Here is an 18,901-nt window from a genome sequence, read left to right as displayed (position 1 = left end):
AGGTCGGCCGGTTCGATCTCTGCTTGACCCTGCCGCCCGGTCTCTTGAAGCAGCCTTCCCGCGCGAAATATATAACCGGAGGCGGGTCGCCAACCCGAACATGCAACCCTTCACCATCGCCGTTCCGGAGACGACCCTCGACGACCTGCGCCGGCGGCTCGCCAATACCCGCTGGCCCGACGACGGCGCCGGGTGGGAGTACGGCACCGCCCTCTCCTATATGAAAGACCTCGCCCGTTACTGGGAGCACTCCTACGACTGGCGGGCCCGCGAAGCGGAGTTGAACCGGTTTGCTCACTTCATGGCGGAAATCGGCGGGACGGGGGTCCACTTCGTCCACGAGCGCGGGAGGGGGCCGGACCCGGTGCCGCTCCTCCTGCTCCACGGATGGCCCGACTCCTTCTACCGGTATCACCGCGTCATCCCGCTCCTGACCGATTCCTTCGACGTGGTCGTCCCGTCCATTCCCGGCCACGGGTTCTCCGACCGGAAGGCCATGACCACCGACGAGGCCGCCGACCTCTTCGCCGAACTGATGACGGACGTCCTCAAGTATCCGAAGTTCATCGCGGCCGGCGGCGACGCCGGGACGCTGATCGCTCAGTCGCTCGCGGAACGGCACCCCGATGCCCTGCTCGGCATCCACCTGACCGACGTCGGCTACCCGGACGGGTCGACCGACTTCTCGGCCCTCACGGAGCCCGAGCTAGCGTTCGCGAACTACATCCAGGAGTGGTGGATGAACGAAGGCGCCTTCAATATGGTCCAGTCGACCAAACCCCAGAGCCTCGCCTACGGCCTGGCCGACTCGCCCGCAGGCCTTGCGGCCTGGATCATGAGTTTCATGGTATCGGGAGCGACCGGCGAGGAGGTTGAAGCGCGCATCGGCCGCGACGACCTGCTCACGAACATCACGATCTACTGGGTCACGGAGACGATCGCCTCCTCCGTCCGCCGGTATTACCTCGACACCCACGCGCCCACCGGCCCCTGGCGGCGCACCCCCGTCCCGGCGGCCGTCGCCCACCCGCCCCTCGACGCCCCGCTGCCCCGCGAGTGGGCGGAGCGGAGGGTGAACCTCGTGCGCTTCACCGATCTGGCCCGCGGCGGGCACTTCGCGGCCTGGGAAGAGCCGGAACTCTACGCAGAGGACCTGCGGGCGTTCGCGAAGGAACTGCAAAAATTGTAGGCGGTCTTCCGTTCCCGGCCCGGTCCTGCCGAATTTTCACGCGAGAGAGGGGGCAACCCCGACCGGGCGGATGGTCAACCATATATGGCTTCGGCATAAACAGTATGAGCGTGAAATCGGCGGTACTGGGTGGCGGTCTCACCGGGGTCACGGTAGCCCGCCTGCTCCACGAGCAGGGCGACAACGTGACCGTTCTCGAACGCGACGGGACGATCGGGGGGCTCTGCCGCTCGAGAACACAGAACGGTTTCACGTTCGACACCGGGGGATCGCACATCATCTTCTCCCGCGATACGGAAGTCCTCTCCTTCATGCTCTCGGTCCTCGCCGGGAACGCCGACAGAAGGAAGCGGAACACGAAGATCCTCTATAAAGGCCGCTACGTCAAATATCCCTTCGAGAACGGCCTCTATCAACTCCCCGACGAAGACCGCTTCTTCTGCCTCAACGAGTTCGTGAAGAACCTGATCGCCGTCGAGAAGGGCGAGGTCCCCCCGCCGGAGAACTTCGCCGAATGGATCGTCCACACCTTCGGCCGGGGGATCGCCGACTGCTACATGCTCCCCTACAACGAGAAGATCTGGAACTATCCTGCGGAGCGGATGTCGCACCACTGGGTCGAGGGGCGGATCCCCCGGCCGCCGGTCGAGGATATCATCCGGTCGGCGGTCGGGATCGAGACCGAGGGCTACACCCACCAGGCGGTCTTCTCCTACCCGGTGGAGGGCGGGATCGAGGCGCTGGTCCGGGCGATAGCAGAGCCCGTCCTCCCCGCCGTCCGGACCGGTTTTTCGGTCGCATCCGTCCGCGAGGAGGAGGGGGGGTTCGCCGTCAGCGACGGGAAGGAGACCGTCCACGCCGACCGGCTGGTCTCAACGATCCCCCTCCAGAACCTCCTCCCCTGCCTTGCGGATGTCCCGGCAGAGGTGCAGGCGGCCTGCGACGCCCTCCGTTACAACTCGCTCTGCTCGGTCTTCATCGGCCTTGAGGGCTCTGTCCCCGACATCTCGTGGCTCTACGTCCCCGACCCGGCGACCGGCCTCTTCAACCGGATCTCGTTCCCCTCGAATTACAGCACGGCGGTCGCCCCGCCCGATCACGCCTCGATCCTCGCCGAGATCACCTACAACGACGGCGACGCGGTATCACAGATGACGGATGCCGACGTCATCGAGCATACGGTCGGTTCTCTCGTCGCCGCAGGGATCATTCCATCGCGGGATAACGTCGTCTACACCGGCGTCGCCCGCGAAAAGTTCGCCTACGTCGTCTACGATACGGAGTATCTCAGGAATATCGAGATCGTCAGGACGTTCTGCCGGGAGAAGGGGATCGACCTCGTCGGCCGGTTCTCGCAGTTCGAGTACCTGAACATGGACGGCTGCATCCGGAGCGCGCTCGACTTCGCGAGGGCGAGCCGATGAAGGTCAACATCTTCGTCGAGGACTTCCGCTTCCTGCGCTACATCGGGTGCGCGACGGCCGCACGGACCCTCCACAACCACCTTGCCCGGCTTCCGGGGATGGAGATCGCCCGCAACTCCTACTACGGCGACTTCGACCTGACCCACTACCACACCTTCGGCCCCTGGGCGATGTACCACCTGAAGTTCACCGAAGGGGTGAAGGTCCTGACGGCCCACTCGACACCGCGGTTGAACGAGGGAAACGTCGCGTTCTCCAAAAGGATCAACAAGATCTACCCGAAAATCTACCGCCAGTTCGACCACATCATCACGATATCGGACCCCTGCCACCGGGAGACCGAGCAGCTCGTCCCCGACGTCCCGATGACCCTCATCCCGAACGGGATCGACCGGGAATACTTCAGGCGGGACAGGAAGAAACGGCGGTCGTTCCGCGAGGAGTACGGGATCGACCATGACCGGCGGGTGGTCCTCTCCGTCGGGCAGCAGACCCCCCGGAAGGGGATCTACGACTTCCTCACCCTCGCCGACCAGCACCCCGATATGACCTGGGTCTGGGTGGGCGGGTTCCCCTACGGGACGCTCTCGAAGGATTACGCGAAGATCCAGATGCTAAAGGCCCACACCCACCCAAACGTCATCTTCACGGGGGTCATCGACGACATCTCCCGGGCTTACAGCGGCGCGGACGTCTTCTTCATGCCCTCGCACGCGGAGACCTTCGGCCTCGTGATCGTGGAGGCGCTCTCGGCGGGCCTCCCGGTCATCGCCCGCGACATTTACGAGTTCCGTGAGATCTTCGGGGACTCGGTCCTCTTCTTCCGGAACAACGACGAGGCCCGGGCCCTGGTCAACGACGACACGGCCCTGCACCACTGCGCCGGAGGAGCCCGCGCCTCGACGGAGCGATACGACATCACGCTTATAGCAAAACGGCATCAACAACTATACCGGGAGTTGATCGAGCGATGATCTCGATCGTCGTGCCGACGTACAACGAAGAGCAGAATATCGAGCGCTGCCTGCGGTCCCTGAACGACCAGACGGTGCCGAGGAACACCTACGAGATCATCGTCGTCGACGGGAACTCAAAGGACCGGACCCGGGAGCTCGCGGAGCCCCTCGCCGACAAGGTCTTCATCCAGACGAGCAAGCGGGTGGGGGGAGCCCGGAACGACGGGGCGATGGCCGCGGCCGGCGATATCGTCGCGACGACGGACGCCGACTGCATCCTTCCCCGGGACTGGGTGGAGCGGATCGAGAGGGATTTCGCGGAGAAGGAGATCGTGCAGCTCTACGGCACGGTCTACCCGATCGAGGGCGGATCCAGGAATCACCTCTCGCTCCTCGGCGCAAACACCTTCGCGCGCCTGGGCTATTACACCCGGACGATCTACTTCACGCTGGGCTGCAACACGGCCTTCGACCGGGAGGCGTTCATGCAGGCGGGGATGTACCGCTGCATCGACGCGGGGGACGACCTTGAGATTGCGCAGCGGATGAGGAAGCTCGGGAAGGTCTACCTCGATCCCGCTCTCAAGGTAGGGTTCTCGATGCGGCGCTACCAGCAGTTCGGGACCCTCAAGTCGATCTGGGAATGGTTCTATATCGTCCTCCGCGGCGGCAACGCGAAGGGCGTCTCCTACTCGCAGCGGGAGTACAAGTAGGCGTGACGGACGAGCGACCCATCCCGGAGGCTTACACCGAAGCGGTGCGCCGGTCCGAGACCTGTGGGTTTGCACGCCTCCTCGACCTGAAGGTGACGGCGATCGAGGCCGGCCGGGTCAGGGTCGCCATGCCGACCGCAGGCAGGGAGAACGCCCACGGCACGACTCACGGGGGCGCGATCTTCGCCGTCGCGGACCACGCCTTCGGGATCGCCGCGAACCTGGACGGGATCGACCAGATCGCGATCTCCGCGTATATTCAGTATTTTTCCGTGCCGGCGGAAGGGACGCTCGAGGCGGTCGCCTGGAAGGTCTCGGAGACGGAGAGGACGTCGCTTTACGCCGTCGAGGTCTACTCCGGCGAGCGCCGGGTCGCCACGTTCGAGGGCGTCGGGTTCAAGACCGGGGTCTACCCGAAGCCGGGGTAAGAGAGGACCTCTTTGCCTGCCCGGTTACGGAACTGCAGCCAACCGTAACTTCCTACAACACATGGTCTCACGCGAAAGACCCGAAGAAGAGTTACTCTCAGGATCTGAACTTCGCGTCCTTCGCGGCTTCGCGTGAGGTTGTCATAGAGACAGCACAAAGTCTCACGTGAAAGACGCGAAGCCGCGAAGGAGATCACCAGGTACCTATCCACCGGACTTCTGAGGGCTTCTCATGCTCGCTTTGCTCGCAAGTCGCACCTGAGGGTGCTCAAACTCCGCTCCTTATGGAGCGTCGCGGCTCACACCTTCGACGCTCGATCTCGCTTCGCTCGCATTTCGTGTGAAGCAAGAATCCAGCGCTCCTCGGCGACTTCGCCTTCCTACCACACCGTCCTGCAGTGCCCGCCCCCGCGCTTCGCGAAGTACTGCTGGTGATACTCCTCGGCCCGCCAGAACTCCTTCGCAGGCTCGATCGCGGTCACGATGGGACGCCGGAACCTCTTCGACCGGTCCGCCTCCTCCTTTGACTCCCGCGCCGCCGCCTCCTGCTCCGGGGTGTGGAAGAAGATCACGGACCGGTACTGCGCCCCGATGTCGGGCCCCTGGCGGTTCTGCGTCGTCGGGTCGTGGGCGCCCCAGAATACGTCGAGGAGTTCGCGGTAGGAGACCTTCCCGGGGTCGTAGGTCACCTGCACGACCTCCGCGTGCCCGGTCCGCCCGGTGCAGACGTCCTCGTAGGTCGGGTTCGCGCGGGTGCCCCCCATGAATCCCACCGCCGTCTCTACGACGCCGGGCACGCGCCGGAACGTCTCCTCGACGCCCCAGAAGCACCCGGCGCCGAAGGTTGCCTTTTGGGTCTTCTCCGATGCCATGGTAACCCGCCTCTCGGCGGGTCTCCGGGAAAAAGGTGTCGCCGGTCCGACCGGGCATACGCTTATCACGGGTCGGCGCCAGGTACTCCCATGGGTTTTGAATCAGACGCCGTGGAGACCGTCGCGAAGCTGATGACGCTCTCGGCGCGCACCGCCCCGAAAGCCAGGGGCAGCGACGTCATCGAGACGATGATCGTCAGCGGAGACGAGGAGAAGACGGCGCTCGCGGAGGCGATGCGGAGGTTCGGGGAGCAGCACGACGCGGGGTTCTTCATCCGGGACGCGGGCAATATTGCCGCAAGCGACGCCTGCCTCATCATCGGCTCACTCTTCAACGACGCCGTGGGCCTCGACTGCGGCGGGTGCGGGTATCCCACCTGCGCGGATATGCTCGAGGCGCAGAAGAGGGGCCTCCCGGCATCCGTCCCGTTCCAGGGCCCGAACTGCGTCGTCAGGATGGCGGATCTCGGGATCGCGGTCGGCTCCGCAGTCAAGACCGCGAGCCTCCACAACGTCGACAACCGGGTGCTGTACTCGGCAGGCGTCGGCGCGCTCTCGCTCGGCTGGCTGGAAGGATGCGGGGTAGCCTACGGAATACCGCTCCGGGCATCTGGAAAGGATATCTTCTTTGACCGCACACGCTGAAGCGAAGTGACATTATGCCCACCATGAAGATCCGGGGCGGGGACCTCGACCTCGTCGAGTACGAGTTCACCTCCTTCTCTCCGGGCGAGCATATCCGGCCGCGTGGCCTCCAGAAAGACTACCGGCTCGCGCCGGTGTCCGGCACCGTCGTCGTCGAGGCCCCAGCGAGGATTCACCTCACCGTCCTCGATATGAACCGGTTCTCTCCCGACCGCCCCGGCGGCGGAGGGATCGGGTTTGCCATCAGTGTCTACTGCACCGCCGAGGTCGAGTGCACGGTCTCAGGCCTTGAGATCGACTACTCCCGCGAACCGATCCTCCGGCACTTCGCGGAGGCGTTCCGGCAGGTCGTCGGCTACAAGGGCGGCTTTAAGATCCGCGCCCGCGACCACCGGTACGAGCACGTCGGGCTCGGCTCAACGAGCACCATCCTGATCGCGGTCGCGAACGCCCTCAACACCGCCGTGGGCTCGCCCCTGAGCCCCGACGAGCTCCGCATCCTCCTCGGCTGCAACTTCGTCGAGGAGACCGTGGGCGGGAGCGTCGCGTTCGGGTTCGAGACCGGCGTCGGGCCGGCGGCGAGCACCTACGGCGGGATGGCGGTGATGGGGGACGAACTGACCCTCGTCTACCGGCACCCGTTTGCCGAGGGCAAACAGGTCTACATCGCCATCCCGGCCACCGATGTCTCGTCGGCGGGGGAGAAGGAGTTCGACCTGCTGATGAACAAGGCCCGGACCCTGGACTACCGCGACCGCGAACTGAAGTCCTACCTCATCCTGATGGACCTCATCCCGGCGCTGGAGCGCGGGGATCTCGAGAAGATCGGGGATGTCATCTGGGAGATCGAGTTCCGCGGCTCGAAGCGGGCCGAAGTGGAGCACCACGGCTTTGAGATCTACCGCTACATGGCGGCGCTCAGAGACGCCGGCCTCGAGTTCGTCGGGATGAGCTCGGTGGGGCCCTCGATCGCGGTCGTCACCGCCCGGCCTGAGGAGGAAGTGGCGGAGATCCTGGCGGAGGCCGGGCTTCGGGTCGCGATCGCGACGACGGTGGACAACGAGGGGTTGAAGATCCGGGTGGAAGAAAAGGCGTGAGGGCCGGCTACCCAGACTCAAAATCTCTTCTTTAAGATATTTCGAGCAGATCGGGGTCCCTTATGGGCATGGGGAGACACGCGTGCAGCATGTGCTCCATTTACGCTGACTGCTAAGATTCATGCCTTTAGCCCAAATTCCCGATCACTCATAACGATGTGGAGAAAAATAAAGTATTATCTGCGCTTGATCGCTATTTAGGTGAAAAATTATTAGTATTCTGAAATATCGAATCTCGTTAGGTGTCAGGTACAACACATAACGGGTAAAATACATTTCTCAATGAAATTTACTCCGTTCGAAATTTAAGTCTAAATCCAGTCAATTTTTGTGAGCCTCGTTATGAATGGGCGGGGCTGTAGGATGAAAAGGAGTATTGTTACCAGCTGCCGTACTGTCGTATCCCGTCATTGCCGGTATACATTGGTACGTACATCTGACGGCTTGGTGCTCTACTATAAATAACCTTATCTTTATCTGAATCCAAAGAAAAATATGTATAATCCTAAAGCAGGTGTCATACTGACTCTTCTGTTCGTGGTGTTCATCACTGCAGCAGGATGTACCGCTCCCAACACCCAACTCCCTGAAGATGGAGAACCGGATTATCCAATAGATTCTCTGGTCCTGACAACACTCAACAGAACCGTTCTTCCCGTCCCCGTCCCTTCAACGTCGCCTGCCCTGGATCCGGATCAGGTCGCAAACTTTTCAGAGTATGGATATGGGATCTGGGAGTTCGGCGAGGGGCTGGATTATGAGAAGAGACTGGACCTCATGCCAGATGGATACACCCCTGCATCAGATACCAATACGGAGAAACTTTTAACCTTCTTTGCCATGAGTGATATCCATATCACCGACAAAGAGTCTCCTGCTCAGGTGGTCTATTATGGTTATGAATGGGGCGTAATTTCAGGATACTCTCCGGCTATGCTGTATACCACCCATACCCTCGACGCAGCAGTCCAGACGGCAAACGCCCTTCATAAAGAGAATCCATTCGACTTCGGCATATTCCTTGGCGATGCAATTAACAGCGGCCAGTACAACGAACTGCGATGGTATATCGATGTGCTTGACGGCAGGATAGTCAACCCCGACTCCGGTGACAAGGACGATCCAATCCCCGGCCCTCTCAATGATTACCAGGATGAATACCTTGCAGCCGGGCTTGATGAATCGATCAGATGGTATCAGGTTCTCGGCAATCACGATCACTTCTGGATGGGTCTCTTCCCTCCGGATGATTCTACCAGAAATGCCTTGACCGGCACTGCAATACTCGAATTAGGTAATATTTTCACCGACCCTCTCCGCCTAAAAAGCCGTGGTTTCTATATGGGAGTAATCGATGGTCGGACACCAGACGGTGAGATTATCGGTGCAGGCCCTGTCACCAACTTCACTGATGGCCCCCCAACAGTCCCGGCCGATCAAAATCGCCGTTTCCTCTCGAGAACAGAGTGGATCGGTGGATTTTTAGACTCCTCTTCAAACCCACAAGGGCATGGATTCAGCCAGTCCGATAGAACAACGGGATTTGCCTGTTATTCATTCGAACCGAGATCAGATATCCCGATAAAGGTCATTGTGCTTGATAATACCCAGAGGGACGATGATCCCAGCGAAGGGACCTCCGGATTTGGTTCTATCGATCAGGAGCGGTACGACTGGCTCGTACAAGAACTCGAGAGTGGTCAGGCTGAAGGAAAGCTCATGATCATCGCAGCCCACATCCCGATAGTCATCGAAAAGGATCAAACGGGTCTCAGTTCGGTCATGAAATGGAGTGAGTACGCTGCGGTATCTGATGTTGATCTGATAGCCAAACTTCAGACCTATCCAAACCTCATGGCATGGATCTCGGGGCATCGCCATCAAAATACCGTGATACCTATCGAATCTCCGGATTCTGACCGCCCTGAACTCGGTTTCTGGCAGGTTGAAACCGCATCGCTGCGGGAGTTCCCTCAGCAGTTCCGGACCTTCGAATTCGTCTATAACAGCGACAATACAATCTCAATCTTTACCACCAATGTTGATCCGGCGGTCAGAGACGGATCACCCGCTGCCAGATCGCGGTCGTATGCTATCGCAGCTCAACAGATATTCAAATCTCCAGTAGAGATGATGCCAAGCGGTGCATATAATGCAGAACTTGTTCTCCAGTTGACCCCGGAGATGCAGGAAATACTTCAGAAGACAGGAAGAGATCTATAGGCAGGCGATCATACTTCTACCAGGCCCGACCTACCGGTGAGCCATGATGGTAGGCCCTGACCTGCCACCCTTTTCTCATAAAGATCGAGCCTCCGCAACCGCTGACACACCGGAGATCGTGGTGGTTATTCAGCCGGATGCAGGTTCATCTGCTGGAGGGAACAGACGAAGCATCTGTGTATCCTCGCCCGTATCAACCCTGTCAACCTGCTACTCCTGCTTCATGAAACCAGGGGTGCGCTTTGCCCATCAGGTAGTAGTGCACCAGCCCCTGCGCCTTTGAACAGCATGTACATCCCAGCAGGTCTCTTCTACCGCCCGGCGGAAGATCGCATCCACACCACGGAGAGATCAACGAGATCGACCTCGCGGCCGAAGGCCCGGGCCAGGTCTTCGGCGAGGCCGAAGTAAGCCCGTGCATGCTCCACCGGGGCCATCGGCTCGAACTCGATGACGAGGTCGATGCCGGGTCGAACCGGTCCCCTGTCGCCGAACCGAAGATGCCGAGCCTTCTGGCGCGGTGACGTGCCGCGATGGGCCGAAGGGCCGGATCGTGAGCACCCGAAGGGTGGGGGCAGGAGCTTGAGCACCGATTGGTGCAAGCCCGAGGTTCGAGCATCGGAGATGTAAAGAAGCTGGCAACACCCGGACACCAGACTTCGCGTTCTTCGCGGCTTCGCGTGAGCTAGCGGGTGCGGATAATAATACACCCTCACGCGAATGCGCGAAGCCGCGAAGCACGAGCGAAGCGAGTTCGAGCACCGCCAGGTGCGAATAGAAGTCAGTGGTTTGACATCGGGGGGCTTTCCTGGAACTTTAGCGAAGTGCTGGGGCCCGATAGTGGGGGTCATACTCGTTGGGCGAAGTCACCGAGAGTTCAGTTGCTCGTCTATCTTCCCCCGCGCCTCGCGCTGAAAAGAACGACACCAACCCCGATGATGAGAGCAACCGCCCCGGCTGCCGCCCAGGTCGGCGATCCGCCCACGAGAGGTTCGCAGTCCGCGACACAGAGTATCGGACGCATCTCGATAATTGCCATACCCTGGAGGAACCAGAGCAGGCCAAGCGATGCAATAAAGGCGCCGATGAGCACACCCACAATTCTTACCGGTTTCATTCCCGATTCGGGTATAGGGACTTATTCTATATTAAAACCACCGCCAATACCGCCCCCTATAGTCTAAAGATAGCAAAAAGGGTTGAGTCAGGGGAGTATCGTGACAGATACATACCTGCTGGCTGCTGATGGCCATTCAAAGGGAGTAGAAGCCCAAACGCTCCATTTTCCCACGCCCAGATAATCTGTATGAACAGTAGCCGTGTAATGATTGTCGACGACATACGTTGTGATCGGTACGCGTGAGTATGGGGGACTTTCAAAGCCAATATCTATCATTGTTCCATCAGGAAGATTTTTCGTTGTTCCGGAAACCACAAGGTCCTCCCCGATATGGTATTCGCCCTTTACGGCATCGATCTTTACCATCCTGGGCTGGGCTGCCAGGCAGGGCGTGACCAGCAGCAGGGCAACGCATACGCACACGATCCCGATGAGCAGTAGCTTCTTCCTCAATCCATCGTCCTCCTGCCCCACAGGGCATACGCCAGTACGCCACCGGGATAAAATAGTTATTGACCGACGCCTTCCACCCGGCCACATAGAATTGCCGGCATCCTCCGGTGCATCTGGCCGGAATCCCACTGCCTCCCTCGCCTTGGAGAAGATGACAATAACCCTGCTTTCACGGCCAGGCTCGTTCCCCGCCCCGCTCAGACGCTATTCTTCCGCCAATCGTACTCCCCGCTCGCGATCCGCTCCATCACCGTCTCCCCGATGACGCCGAGCCGGTCCTCGGAGAAATACCCCGACGAGATGCTCGTCCCACCCCTCGAGGAGAGGAGGTATACCTCCGCCCTCGCGACCCCGAAGAGCCGGGCGACCGGTCCCTGGGTGACCTGAACCGTCTGGACCTTGTCGTAGTTCATCGTGACGGCCTCGCGGTCGACGGCGCCGTTCACGAACGAAAAAAGGTCCTTGCCGGCATCGAACTCCGTGATCCGGTAGGAGACGTGCGTCGCGTAGAAGATCGCGAGGACTGCGAGGACCGTCGCGAGCGGCAGCGCCCAGGGGAGGACCGCGCCGGCGACCCCGGCGAGATCCGCGGCCTCGCGGTAGACGTAGAGCGACGGCCAGGCCATCGCCAGAACGAGCGCGAGAGAGGCCGCCGCGGCCCGGATCCGGAGGACACTCCGCGCACCCGCGGGCTGCCTCTCCGGGTTCCGCTCGTAGACGAACTCCGGCACCAGTTCGCGGAGGAGCGTCTGCTGTGTCGCGTCGTCTTTCAGGAGGCAGAGGACGGGGCGGAGGCTCTCCCCGCTCCCGGACGCGAGCCCCACCACCTCCGCCTCGATCCACGACCGGTGCAGGAGCCGGGCCGCAAACGTGCTCTTGACCCGGACGGCGTTGACCCGTGAGACGTCGAATGATGTCCTGTAGGTCCGGAAGAGGCCGTGCTGGAGGTAGATCGTATCCCCCCGGCGGTATACCCGGTAGTTGTAGTAGCGGAAGATGAGCGAGACCGAAGGTCCTATCTGGACGATGAAGAACATCGTCAGCGAGGCCAGCGCCCTGCTGTCCGCCCAGAACCCCGCTCCCGCGGAGCCGTAGAGCTGCAGTACGGAGTAGACCAGGAAGACCGAGCCTATGAGGGTCTGGTAGGTCGGGACGCTGAGAAGACCGTGCACGACCACGTCCGCCGGGGAGAGCGTCGCGAGCGGCTCCGCTTCCTCGTCCTCGTCCGGAGCGGCCTCGCGGCCGTAGAGGCGGTCCGCGATCGCGGCCCGGATCTCCTCGGCCATGTCCTGCCGGAACGTCAGGACCGCCTCAGGGACCGTGGCGCTGCTCCCCGAGTTGATGTTGATCTGCAGCCTTGCGGTCCCGAAGAGCCGGTTTACGATGCCGCGGTTCACGTTGACCGACGCGATCTTCGCGTAGGGGAGGGTCTTCTTCAGCTTGAAGAGGGTCTCCCGCTCCACCACGATCTCCGTCTCGCTGAACCGGATCGTCGTCCGGCTCCACTGCCGGTAGTTGAAGAGCAGCAGCGCGGCGACGGCGGCCGCAAGCACGCCTGCTACCGCTGTCGTCTCGAACCGGCCAACGAGGAGCGCGAGGAGGACTACGATAGAGAGCGAGTTCTCCACGATGACGCTCGGGTGGCACCTCATCCTCTCGCCGGGCGCGATCATATCAGTCGCCTGCGGGCTCCGTCGCCGGCACGCGCCCCTTGAGCATCCGCCCGACCAGACTGTTCAACAGTTCGGCCACCCTCTCCGCCTCTTCAAGTTCGAGGTAGCTGAGCGTCGCCACGCCGCCGGCGGTGGTTATCGTGACCTCCGCAAGGCCGAGCGCGCTGTTGACCGGGCCGCGGGAGACCTCCACCTGGTGCACCCGCTCGATCGGCACCAGGATATGGCGCAGCACGAGGACGCCGGAGCGGACGTCTATCCTGTCGGCGGTGATCCGGTAGCGGTAGCGGGCATAGAAGACCGGCGGAGCCACCGCCATATAGACCAGAACGACGGCGAGGACCGCAATGAAGGCGTATCGGACGAGAACGTAGTTGGGGCCGAGGAACCTCTCTGCGTAGGTCTCGAGGAGGATGAACGCCCCAAGGAGGATCGCATAGGAGACGGCGTGGCCGAAGTATATCGAGAGAAGGGACTTCCGGTTCAGCCGCCGATAACCGTCCGTGCCCGTCCCGGAGTCCGGCGATCCTTCGTCGACCGGAGTTCGCCCGCTCACCGGGCCGGGAAACGACATGGTTATTCGTTGCCGTTCTGCTCACGTTAACTTATTGTCCGGGACGGCGTGCATCTCCGCGCCGCCGGGTAATTTTTGCCGGAAACACTTCGGCGGAAGAAGATATCGACCGACCTTAGAAGTCGGTCCTGATGCGGAACTACCTGCAAATAATCGGTCATTACAACAAAGCCCCCTCTCCGTGAAGAGTTGCGAGCTCGATTCCCGGTCGGCGCACTCAAACTTTAAGTTAGAATCCCTCATCTCCTATATTCTATCACCCTGCCTGCGCATCGCGAACCGCAACATTACCCCACACCTGCAGCGTGGCCGCCCCGGCAGCCCCGGCGGCGCCACCATCACGACCGATCTTGATCATCTCCAGATCCGGCTGATGCAGACCCTCGCCCGGTTGACGTCGCCCAGGAGGAACTCGCTGGACGCAGACCCGAACATCGCAGAGGCAACCTCGGTCGAGCATCTGCCTCTCAAGCCACATCGCGTTCATTACCGCGTACTGTCATCGAAACTCGACAGAGGAAGGCTCATGTCCTTCTCGGCCTCATGATAAGAACGATAGAAGTCACGATAGAGAGGAACCGCGTTCGCCTTCTGCTTTACGAGAACCTTCTGGAAGCCATACTTCAGGTAGAACCCTTCAGAGTCTGGTTTGGAATCGACCGTGATCATGCGACACCCCACATAGTGCGAGAGCCGCATGGCGATGGCCATCGTCTTTAATAGCATTGCCCGTCCGATACCCCGCCCTTCAAACTCCTGGTGTGTCGCCAGTCGTGCGATCTTCAGCGCTGGATAATGCGGATATGGATACCACTCTTCACCGTCATCATCGCTGACGCCTTTCCTGATGATACAGTCGTTGGTGAGTGTGAAAAAACCAGCAATCTGCCCTTCATATGACACGAGCCGCGTGACCGACAATCGGGCAACCTGGTTTTCAAGCGCATCCTCGATCAGGAATTCCGTCAGGTCCGGCTCTCTGCACCGGAATAACGAAATGTCAATGTCTTCATTGAGAAAAGAAAACAAGAGATCCCTGAAGGGTATTTTCATATTCAAAGTCGCATCTCACGGGCAAGGATGGCGGCCTCGCGGATCAGCTCGCGGCCGTCATCGGTGTCGGTGGGGTGGTCCAGGTAGTGCTGGAACCGCCGGGCATCTTCACCCTCCAGGACAAGTCCAAGTTCGATCGGTTTTGCCGTCTCCATCCCCTCCTGATACGATATAATATCCCGGCGTACATAAAATAGGTTTCTCCTGCCCCGGTTCAGATCTCGCCCCGTTCTCGCATCTCCAGGACCGCCCACGCCTTCTGGTTCTGGATCGTCGCGCCATCCGTGAGGAATCTCTTTGTTCCGGCCAGGGTCTTCACGGCCCCCCGATCGCCAGCTGCCCGCAATGATAGCGGATCCCGACTCGCGACAGGTGTATCGGATCCAGCTCACCACACGCCAGGCAGATGAGCGGCTGCTCTTCGCAGACTTCGCGCGAGTCTAATCGAAAAATAGGTGTATAGTTGTAATGACCGATTAAAAATCGGTCATGATCCTGAACTGGTCGATCTCTTCGGTGCTCAGTTCCTGGAGGAACTCTTCGGCCGCGTGCTGGATGTTCTTGCTCGCGGTGATGGCCCGGCCGACGACCAGGATGTCCGCGCCCGCCTTGAGCGCGTCCTTCACGACGCCCTGCCGGATGCCGCCTGCCGTCGCAACGAGCAGCCGCTCGCCACCGGCCTTCTTGATCGCCGGGATGTCTCCCCAGGCGTAGGCGGTCTCCTCGACGTCGATGCCGCGGTGGAGTTCCACGACGTCGGGCTTCACTTTCAGCTGCTCGACGACGGCGCGGGGGTCCTCGACGTTGAGCATGTCGACGACCGTGTAGATGCCGGTCTTCCGGGTGTCCTCGATCGCCTTCTCGATCGTCGAGATGGGTGCAAGGCCGGAGATCACGACGGCGTCTGCGCCGGCGTCGGCGGTCATCCGGGCCTCGAGGTTGCCCGTGTCGAGGGTCTTTAAGTCGGCCACGATGAACGCGTTCGGCCGGATCTCGCGGATCTCGGAGATGATCGAGAGCCCGAACTTCTTGATCAGGGGCGTGCCCGCCTCGATGATCAGGTGGTCGTTCTGGGGCAGGGACTCAAGGACCCGGCGCATGTGGTTCTTGTCGACGAGGTCCATGGCGACCTGGAGGTACGGCGGGTCCCAGAGGCGCTGGACCTTGAAGCCCATGACCGCGTGGGCGGCCCGGTCCTTCTCGTGCAGGAGCGTCTCGACGCTCGGGAACCTGTCGAGGGCCCGGCGGAGCGCGAGCTTCATCGCGCCGTAGTTGAACCGGTAGATCTTGTTGTAGTCTTGCGCGGTCGGGTGGACGAAGACGCTCGCCATGATGACGGTGTCCTCGAGATCGATCCCCTCAAAGACGCCTTCCTCGACCGAGTCGGCGACGGCCTTCGCAACCGCGGCCTGGACGGGCCCGAACATCTGGTTCACCTGGTACTCCTTCTTTAAGGTGACCTTGGGGATGACGAGCGTCGAGGGCTTCGTCGGCAGGTTCGGCCTGACGACCGCGAGGAGCGGGGTGTGGCCTCTGGAGAGCTGCGAGAGGGAGTTTGCGAACGCCTGCCCTACCGCGCCCTCTTTGTTTCCTATCAAGAGATCGATGTGCGCAAGTTCTGCGCCATCTCCAACCAGTGCTTCACCGATGAGATACATATGCATGCCCTCAGATTCTGCAGAAATATTGGTGAGGCTTCTATTAAAGACCTCCCGGTTGGCCTCCCAAACCCGCCCGACAGGAGGATATTCCCGCGAGGAAGAGCGGCAAAAGGGAGTATTACGCCCCGGAAACGAGCAGCCGCGTATGGGTGCGGACGCCCCCCGGCGGAGATACCGCCGCGGTGACGAAAGGTATAATCCATCCCGGTTCGCTCACCCCGACCATGTCGGACCTCTTCGTCCTCCAGACGCCGCTCCTCGAACTTGTCCTCCGGGCGGCGGTGATCTACTTCTTCCTGCTGCTCGTGATGCGGTTCATCGGCAGGCACGAGTTCGGGCAGCTGACCCCTTTCGACCTCATCCTCCTCTTGATCATCTCCGAAAGCATCTCGGAGGCGTTCACTGCGGGCGACACCTCCCTGCTTGCCGCGCTGGTCAGCGCCTCGACGCTCCTCGGCCTCTCGGTGCTCGTCTCCATCGGGCAGTACAAGAGCCGGCGGTTCCGCAGTATCGTCTCCCCCGAAGCCCTGAAGGTGATCGAGAACGGAAAGGTCATCGAAAGAAGCCTCCGGCGGGAGCTGATGACCCGCGACGAACTCGTCGAGCGGTTGCGTGCGAGGGGCATCGGCGGCATCGAAGAGGTGCGGATCGCCTACATCGAGAGCGACGGCGACATATCGGCGCTCACCTACCGCGAGACCGACAGGTACCGGGCGGCGGCGGCCGCGGAAGAGGATAAGTAGAAGGAGTGAACGGTGATGACTGGCAGGTCCGGCCAACCAGGAGTCTTCCGGTTTCAGCCTGAGAAGAATCTTGAAAAAGACACCCTGCGGTATCGGCAAAAGAACATAAGAATGTGGGGTCGGTGAGATTTGAACTCACGATCGACGGGTCTCTCCGACATGCATCAGTGCTCCAACGGGTCATCATCTCTCGATCAGCAGACCCATTGTTCATCACGTGCAAAGACCGCTGGAGCCCGTCGCCATTCCGGACTAGGCCACGACCCCCCGTCCTCAATACCATTAGCGCAGGGAAATATAATGGTTGCGCTGGGAGGAGAACCATTAATGATATAACGGTAACGCCACTCATTTATATAGAATGGTTGAGGGCAGTTACGCGTGTGGAAACTCGCAGATACCTCTGCTCGGCATCACGATCGGCGAGATGCTGAACCGAATCGCAGCGGCGCACCCGGATAGCGATGCGCTCGTCTCCGTCCACCAGAACATCCGCTGGACGTATGGGGAGTTTCTCGAGCGCGTCGACGCCCTTGCACGCGCCCTCATGGCGCTTGACGTGGAGCGCGGGGACCGGGTCGCGATCTGGGCGCTGAACTACGCGGAATGGGTGCTCGTCCAGTTCGCCACCGCAAAGATCGGCGCGATCATGGTGAACATCAACCCGGCCTACCGGACCTACGAGTTCGAGTACGCCATGAAGCAGTCCGAGGTCCAGACCCTCCTGATCCAGGGGCGGTTCAAGACTTCCGACTACGTCGGGATGTTCTACGAGTCCTGTCCCGAGGCGTTCGAGGCGAAGCCGGGCCGGATCAACAGCGACAAGTTCCCGTTCTTGAAGAACGTCATCTTCCTCGGCGACATCCCCTACAACGGGATGTACACCTGGGACGAACTCCACGAGATGGCCGCGCTCATCAGTCCCGATGAGCTCCGGGAGCGCGAGGTCTCGCTCGACTTCGACGACGCGGTCAACATCCAGTACACCAGCGGGACCACCGGGTTCCCGAAAGGCGTCGTCCTGACCCACCACAACATCTTAAACAACGGCTACATCATCGGCGAGGGGATGAAGTTCACCCATAAGGACCGGCTCTGCATCCCGGTGCCGTTCTACCACTGCTTCGGGATGGTCCTCTCGAACATGGCGAGCGTCACCCACGGCGCCGCGATGGTGCTCCCCGCGCCGGTCTTCAGCCCCGAGGCGGTCCTCCAGGCCATCCAGGACGAGAAGTGCACGGCGGTCCACGGCGTGCCGACGATGTTCATCGCCGAACTCTCCCACCCGGACTTCGCGAAGTTCCGGCTGGACTCGCTCCGCACCGGGATCATGGCCGGATCGCCCTGCCCGACCGAGGTGATGCGGGAGGTCAACAAGAAGATGAACATGTCCGAGATCGTGATCGTCTACGGCCAGACGGAGACCTCCCCCGGCGTGACGATGACGACGACCGTCGATCCCCTGGAGCGGCGGGTCTCCACCGTCGGGAGGCCGTTCCCCCACACCGAGATCAAGATCGTCGACCCGAACACGAAGAAGATCCTCCCCCGGGGCGAGACCGGCGAGATCTGCGCCCGCGGCTACTGCGTGATGCGGTGCTACTACAACAACCCGAACGCCACCCGGGCGACGATCGACGAGCACGGCTGGAACCACACCGGCGACCTCGGCACGATGGACGAGGAGGACTACATCAAGATCGTCGGCCGGCTGAAGGATATGGTGATCCGGGGCGGGGAGAACATCTACCCGCGCGAGATCGAGGAGTTCCTCCACAACCACCCGAAGGTTGCCGACGTCTACGTGATCGGGGTGCCGGACCAGAAGTACGGCGAGGAGCTGATGGCCTGGATCAGGCTGGAGGGCGGGGCGACCCTCACGGAGGATGAGGTGAAGGAGTTCTGCCGCGGCAGGATCGCGCACTTCAAGATCCCGCGCTACGTCAAGTTCGTCGACGACTTCCCGATGACGGTCTCGGGCAAGATCATGAAGTTCAAGATGCGCGATATGGCGATCGAGGAACTCGGTCTTGAGAACGCGTCGAAGATCGAGACCGCATAACTCCCTTTTTTACCA

Annotated in this window: 18 protein-coding genes and 1 tRNA gene; 10 read left to right on the top strand and 9 right to left on the bottom strand. The window is 61.1% G+C overall.

Annotated elements, in window-relative coordinates:
- Window positions 1-100 precede the first annotated feature (100 nt).
- The 5 genes from F8E02_RS08120 to F8E02_RS08100 all read left to right on the top strand — a co-directional run bounded on the left by F8E02_RS08120 (window position 101) and on the right by F8E02_RS08100 (window position 4,710).
- Window positions 101-1,189, top strand: coding sequence for an epoxide hydrolase family protein (locus tag F8E02_RS08120; protein WP_317064988.1), 1,089 nt, complete (start codon window positions 101-103; stop codon window positions 1,187-1,189).
- A gap of 104 nt (window positions 1,190-1,293) precedes the next feature.
- A complete protein-coding gene (locus F8E02_RS08115) occupies window positions 1,294-2,613 on the top strand; it encodes a protoporphyrinogen/coproporphyrinogen oxidase (RefSeq protein ID WP_317064987.1) in 1,320 nt (439 codons plus the stop codon).
- Window positions 2,610-3,587: a glycosyltransferase family 4 protein gene (locus F8E02_RS08110; RefSeq protein ID WP_317064986.1), complete on the top strand. Its 978-nt coding sequence runs from the start codon at window positions 2,610-2,612 to the stop codon at window positions 3,585-3,587. Before F8E02_RS08115 ends, F8E02_RS08110 begins: the two co-directional genes overlap by 4 nt.
- Window positions 3,584-4,282, top strand: coding sequence for a glycosyltransferase (locus F8E02_RS08105; RefSeq protein WP_317064985.1), 699 nt, complete (start codon window positions 3,584-3,586; stop codon window positions 4,280-4,282). The genes F8E02_RS08110 and F8E02_RS08105 overlap by 4 nt, the downstream gene beginning before the upstream one ends.
- 2 nt (window positions 4,283-4,284) lie before the next feature.
- The gene (locus tag F8E02_RS08100) at window positions 4,285-4,710 is read left to right on the top strand and encodes a PaaI family thioesterase (RefSeq protein WP_317064984.1); all 426 of its coding nucleotides are present in this window, start codon (window positions 4,285-4,287) and stop codon (window positions 4,708-4,710) included.
- Window positions 4,711-5,090: 380 nt separating this feature from the next.
- On the opposite strand, the gene msrA is transcribed toward F8E02_RS08100, so the two are convergent.
- Complete coding sequence (msrA, locus tag F8E02_RS08095; RefSeq protein ID WP_317064983.1) at window positions 5,091-5,582, bottom strand: peptide-methionine (S)-S-oxide reductase MsrA; 492 nt, start codon at window positions 5,580-5,582, stop codon at window positions 5,091-5,093.
- A gap of 90 nt (window positions 5,583-5,672) precedes the next feature.
- Between msrA and F8E02_RS08090 the strand changes: the two genes are divergently transcribed.
- The 3 genes from F8E02_RS08090 (at window position 5,673) to F8E02_RS08080 (ending at window position 9,547) form a co-directional block, all read left to right on the top strand.
- Window positions 5,673-6,227, top strand: a complete 555-nt coding sequence (locus F8E02_RS08090; protein WP_317064982.1) for a ferredoxin domain-containing protein — start codon at window positions 5,673-5,675, stop codon at window positions 6,225-6,227.
- A 14-nt stretch (window positions 6,228-6,241) separates the two neighbouring features.
- A complete protein-coding gene (locus F8E02_RS08085; protein ID WP_317064981.1) occupies window positions 6,242-7,324 on the top strand; it encodes a GHMP family kinase ATP-binding protein in 1,083 nt (360 codons plus the stop codon).
- A 495-nt stretch (window positions 7,325-7,819) separates the two neighbouring features.
- On the top strand, window positions 7,820-9,547 hold the full coding sequence (locus F8E02_RS08080) for a TIGR03768 family metallophosphoesterase (protein ID WP_317064980.1): 1,728 nt from the start codon (window positions 7,820-7,822) through the stop codon (window positions 9,545-9,547).
- A gap of 311 nt (window positions 9,548-9,858) precedes the next feature.
- Here the strand turns inward: F8E02_RS08080 and F8E02_RS08075 are convergent, their stop codons facing one another.
- From F8E02_RS08075 to F8E02_RS08045, 7 genes are all read right to left on the bottom strand, one after another.
- Window positions 9,859-9,984: a hypothetical protein gene (locus F8E02_RS08075; RefSeq protein ID WP_317064979.1), complete on the bottom strand. Its 126-nt coding sequence runs from the start codon at window positions 9,982-9,984 to the stop codon at window positions 9,859-9,861.
- A 767-nt stretch (window positions 9,985-10,751) separates the two neighbouring features.
- Window positions 10,752-11,141, bottom strand: a complete 390-nt coding sequence (locus F8E02_RS08070; protein WP_317064978.1) for a hypothetical protein — start codon at window positions 11,139-11,141, stop codon at window positions 10,752-10,754.
- A gap of 176 nt (window positions 11,142-11,317) precedes the next feature.
- A complete protein-coding gene (locus F8E02_RS08065) occupies window positions 11,318-12,793 on the bottom strand; it encodes a PH domain-containing protein (protein WP_317064977.1) in 1,476 nt (491 codons plus the stop codon).
- A 1-nt stretch (window position 12,794) separates the two neighbouring features.
- Complete coding sequence (locus F8E02_RS08060; protein WP_317064976.1) at window positions 12,795-13,367, bottom strand: PH domain-containing protein; 573 nt, start codon at window positions 13,365-13,367, stop codon at window positions 12,795-12,797.
- A gap of 486 nt (window positions 13,368-13,853) precedes the next feature.
- Window positions 13,854-14,420, bottom strand: a complete 567-nt coding sequence (locus tag F8E02_RS08055) for a GNAT family N-acetyltransferase (protein ID WP_317064975.1) — start codon at window positions 14,418-14,420, stop codon at window positions 13,854-13,856.
- 2 nt (window positions 14,421-14,422) lie between these two features.
- Window positions 14,423-14,575, bottom strand: a complete 153-nt coding sequence (locus tag F8E02_RS08050; RefSeq protein WP_317064974.1) for a hypothetical protein — start codon at window positions 14,573-14,575, stop codon at window positions 14,423-14,425.
- Window positions 14,576-14,896: 321 nt separating this feature from the next.
- Entirely contained in the window at window positions 14,897-16,078 is a 1,182-nt protein-coding gene (locus F8E02_RS08045; RefSeq protein ID WP_317064973.1) for a bifunctional 5,6,7,8-tetrahydromethanopterin hydro-lyase/3-hexulose-6-phosphate synthase, read from the bottom strand.
- 185 nt (window positions 16,079-16,263) lie between these two features.
- Here F8E02_RS08045 and F8E02_RS08040 point away from each other — a divergent pair, with 185 nt between their 5' ends.
- The gene (locus F8E02_RS08040; RefSeq protein ID WP_317064972.1) at window positions 16,264-16,824 is read left to right on the top strand and encodes a DUF421 domain-containing protein; all 561 of its coding nucleotides are present in this window, start codon (window positions 16,264-16,266) and stop codon (window positions 16,822-16,824) included.
- Window positions 16,825-16,938: 114 nt separating this feature from the next.
- Here the strand turns inward: F8E02_RS08040 and F8E02_RS08035 are convergent.
- A tRNA-Trp gene (locus tag F8E02_RS08035) sits at window positions 16,939-17,091 on the bottom strand.
- A 94-nt stretch (window positions 17,092-17,185) separates the two neighbouring features.
- Between F8E02_RS08035 and F8E02_RS08030 the strand changes: the two genes are divergently transcribed.
- A complete protein-coding gene (locus F8E02_RS08030) occupies window positions 17,186-18,886 on the top strand; it encodes an AMP-binding protein (RefSeq protein ID WP_317064971.1) in 1,701 nt (566 codons plus the stop codon).
- Window positions 18,887-18,901 lie beyond the last annotated feature (15 nt).

The organism is Methanoculleus caldifontis, from assembly GCF_032842345.1.
GTDB classification, from domain to species: domain Archaea; phylum Halobacteriota; class Methanomicrobia; order Methanomicrobiales; family Methanoculleaceae; genus Methanoculleus; species Methanoculleus caldifontis.
The sequence above is the reverse complement of the archived record's forward strand: the minus strand, read 5'-3'. Positions and strand labels throughout refer to the sequence as shown.

What these genes read in the sequence shown, in the direction of transcription:
- F8E02_RS08120 (WP_317064988.1), top strand. Translation starts at nt 101, where the DNA reads ATGCAACCCTTCACCATCGCCGTTCCGGAGACGACCCTCGACGACCTG.
- F8E02_RS08115 (WP_317064987.1), top strand. Translation starts at nt 1,294, where the DNA reads ATGAGCGTGAAATCGGCGGTACTGGGTGGCGGTCTCACCGGGGTCACG.
- F8E02_RS08110 (WP_317064986.1), top strand. Translation starts at nt 2,610, where the DNA reads ATGAAGGTCAACATCTTCGTCGAGGACTTCCGCTTCCTGCGCTACATC.
- F8E02_RS08105 (WP_317064985.1), top strand. Translation starts at nt 3,584, where the DNA reads ATGATCTCGATCGTCGTGCCGACGTACAACGAAGAGCAGAATATCGAG.
- msrA (WP_317064983.1), bottom strand. Translation starts at nt 5,582, where the DNA reads ATGGCATCGGAGAAGACCCAAAAGGCAACCTTCGGCGCCGGGTGCTTC.
- F8E02_RS08090 (WP_317064982.1), top strand. Translation starts at nt 5,673, where the DNA reads ATGGGTTTTGAATCAGACGCCGTGGAGACCGTCGCGAAGCTGATGACG.
- F8E02_RS08085 (WP_317064981.1), top strand. Translation starts at nt 6,242, where the DNA reads ATGCCCACCATGAAGATCCGGGGCGGGGACCTCGACCTCGTCGAGTAC.
- F8E02_RS08080 (WP_317064980.1), top strand. Translation starts at nt 7,820, where the DNA reads ATGTATAATCCTAAAGCAGGTGTCATACTGACTCTTCTGTTCGTGGTG.
- F8E02_RS08075 (WP_317064979.1), bottom strand. Translation starts at nt 9,984, where the DNA reads ATGGCCCCGGTGGAGCATGCACGGGCTTACTTCGGCCTCGCCGAAGAC.
- F8E02_RS08065 (WP_317064977.1), bottom strand. Translation starts at nt 12,793, where the DNA reads ATGATCGCGCCCGGCGAGAGGATGAGGTGCCACCCGAGCGTCATCGTG.
- F8E02_RS08060 (WP_317064976.1), bottom strand. Translation starts at nt 13,367, where the DNA reads ATGTCGTTTCCCGGCCCGGTGAGCGGGCGAACTCCGGTCGACGAAGGA.
- F8E02_RS08055 (WP_317064975.1), bottom strand. Translation starts at nt 14,420, where the DNA reads ATGAAAATACCCTTCAGGGATCTCTTGTTTTCTTTTCTCAATGAAGAC.
- F8E02_RS08050 (WP_317064974.1), bottom strand. Translation starts at nt 14,575, where the DNA reads ATGGAGACGGCAAAACCGATCGAACTTGGACTTGTCCTGGAGGGTGAA.
- F8E02_RS08045 (WP_317064973.1), bottom strand. Translation starts at nt 16,078, where the DNA reads ATGTATCTCATCGGTGAAGCACTGGTTGGAGATGGCGCAGAACTTGCG.
- F8E02_RS08030 (WP_317064971.1), top strand. Translation starts at nt 17,186, where the DNA reads ATGGTTGAGGGCAGTTACGCGTGTGGAAACTCGCAGATACCTCTGCTC.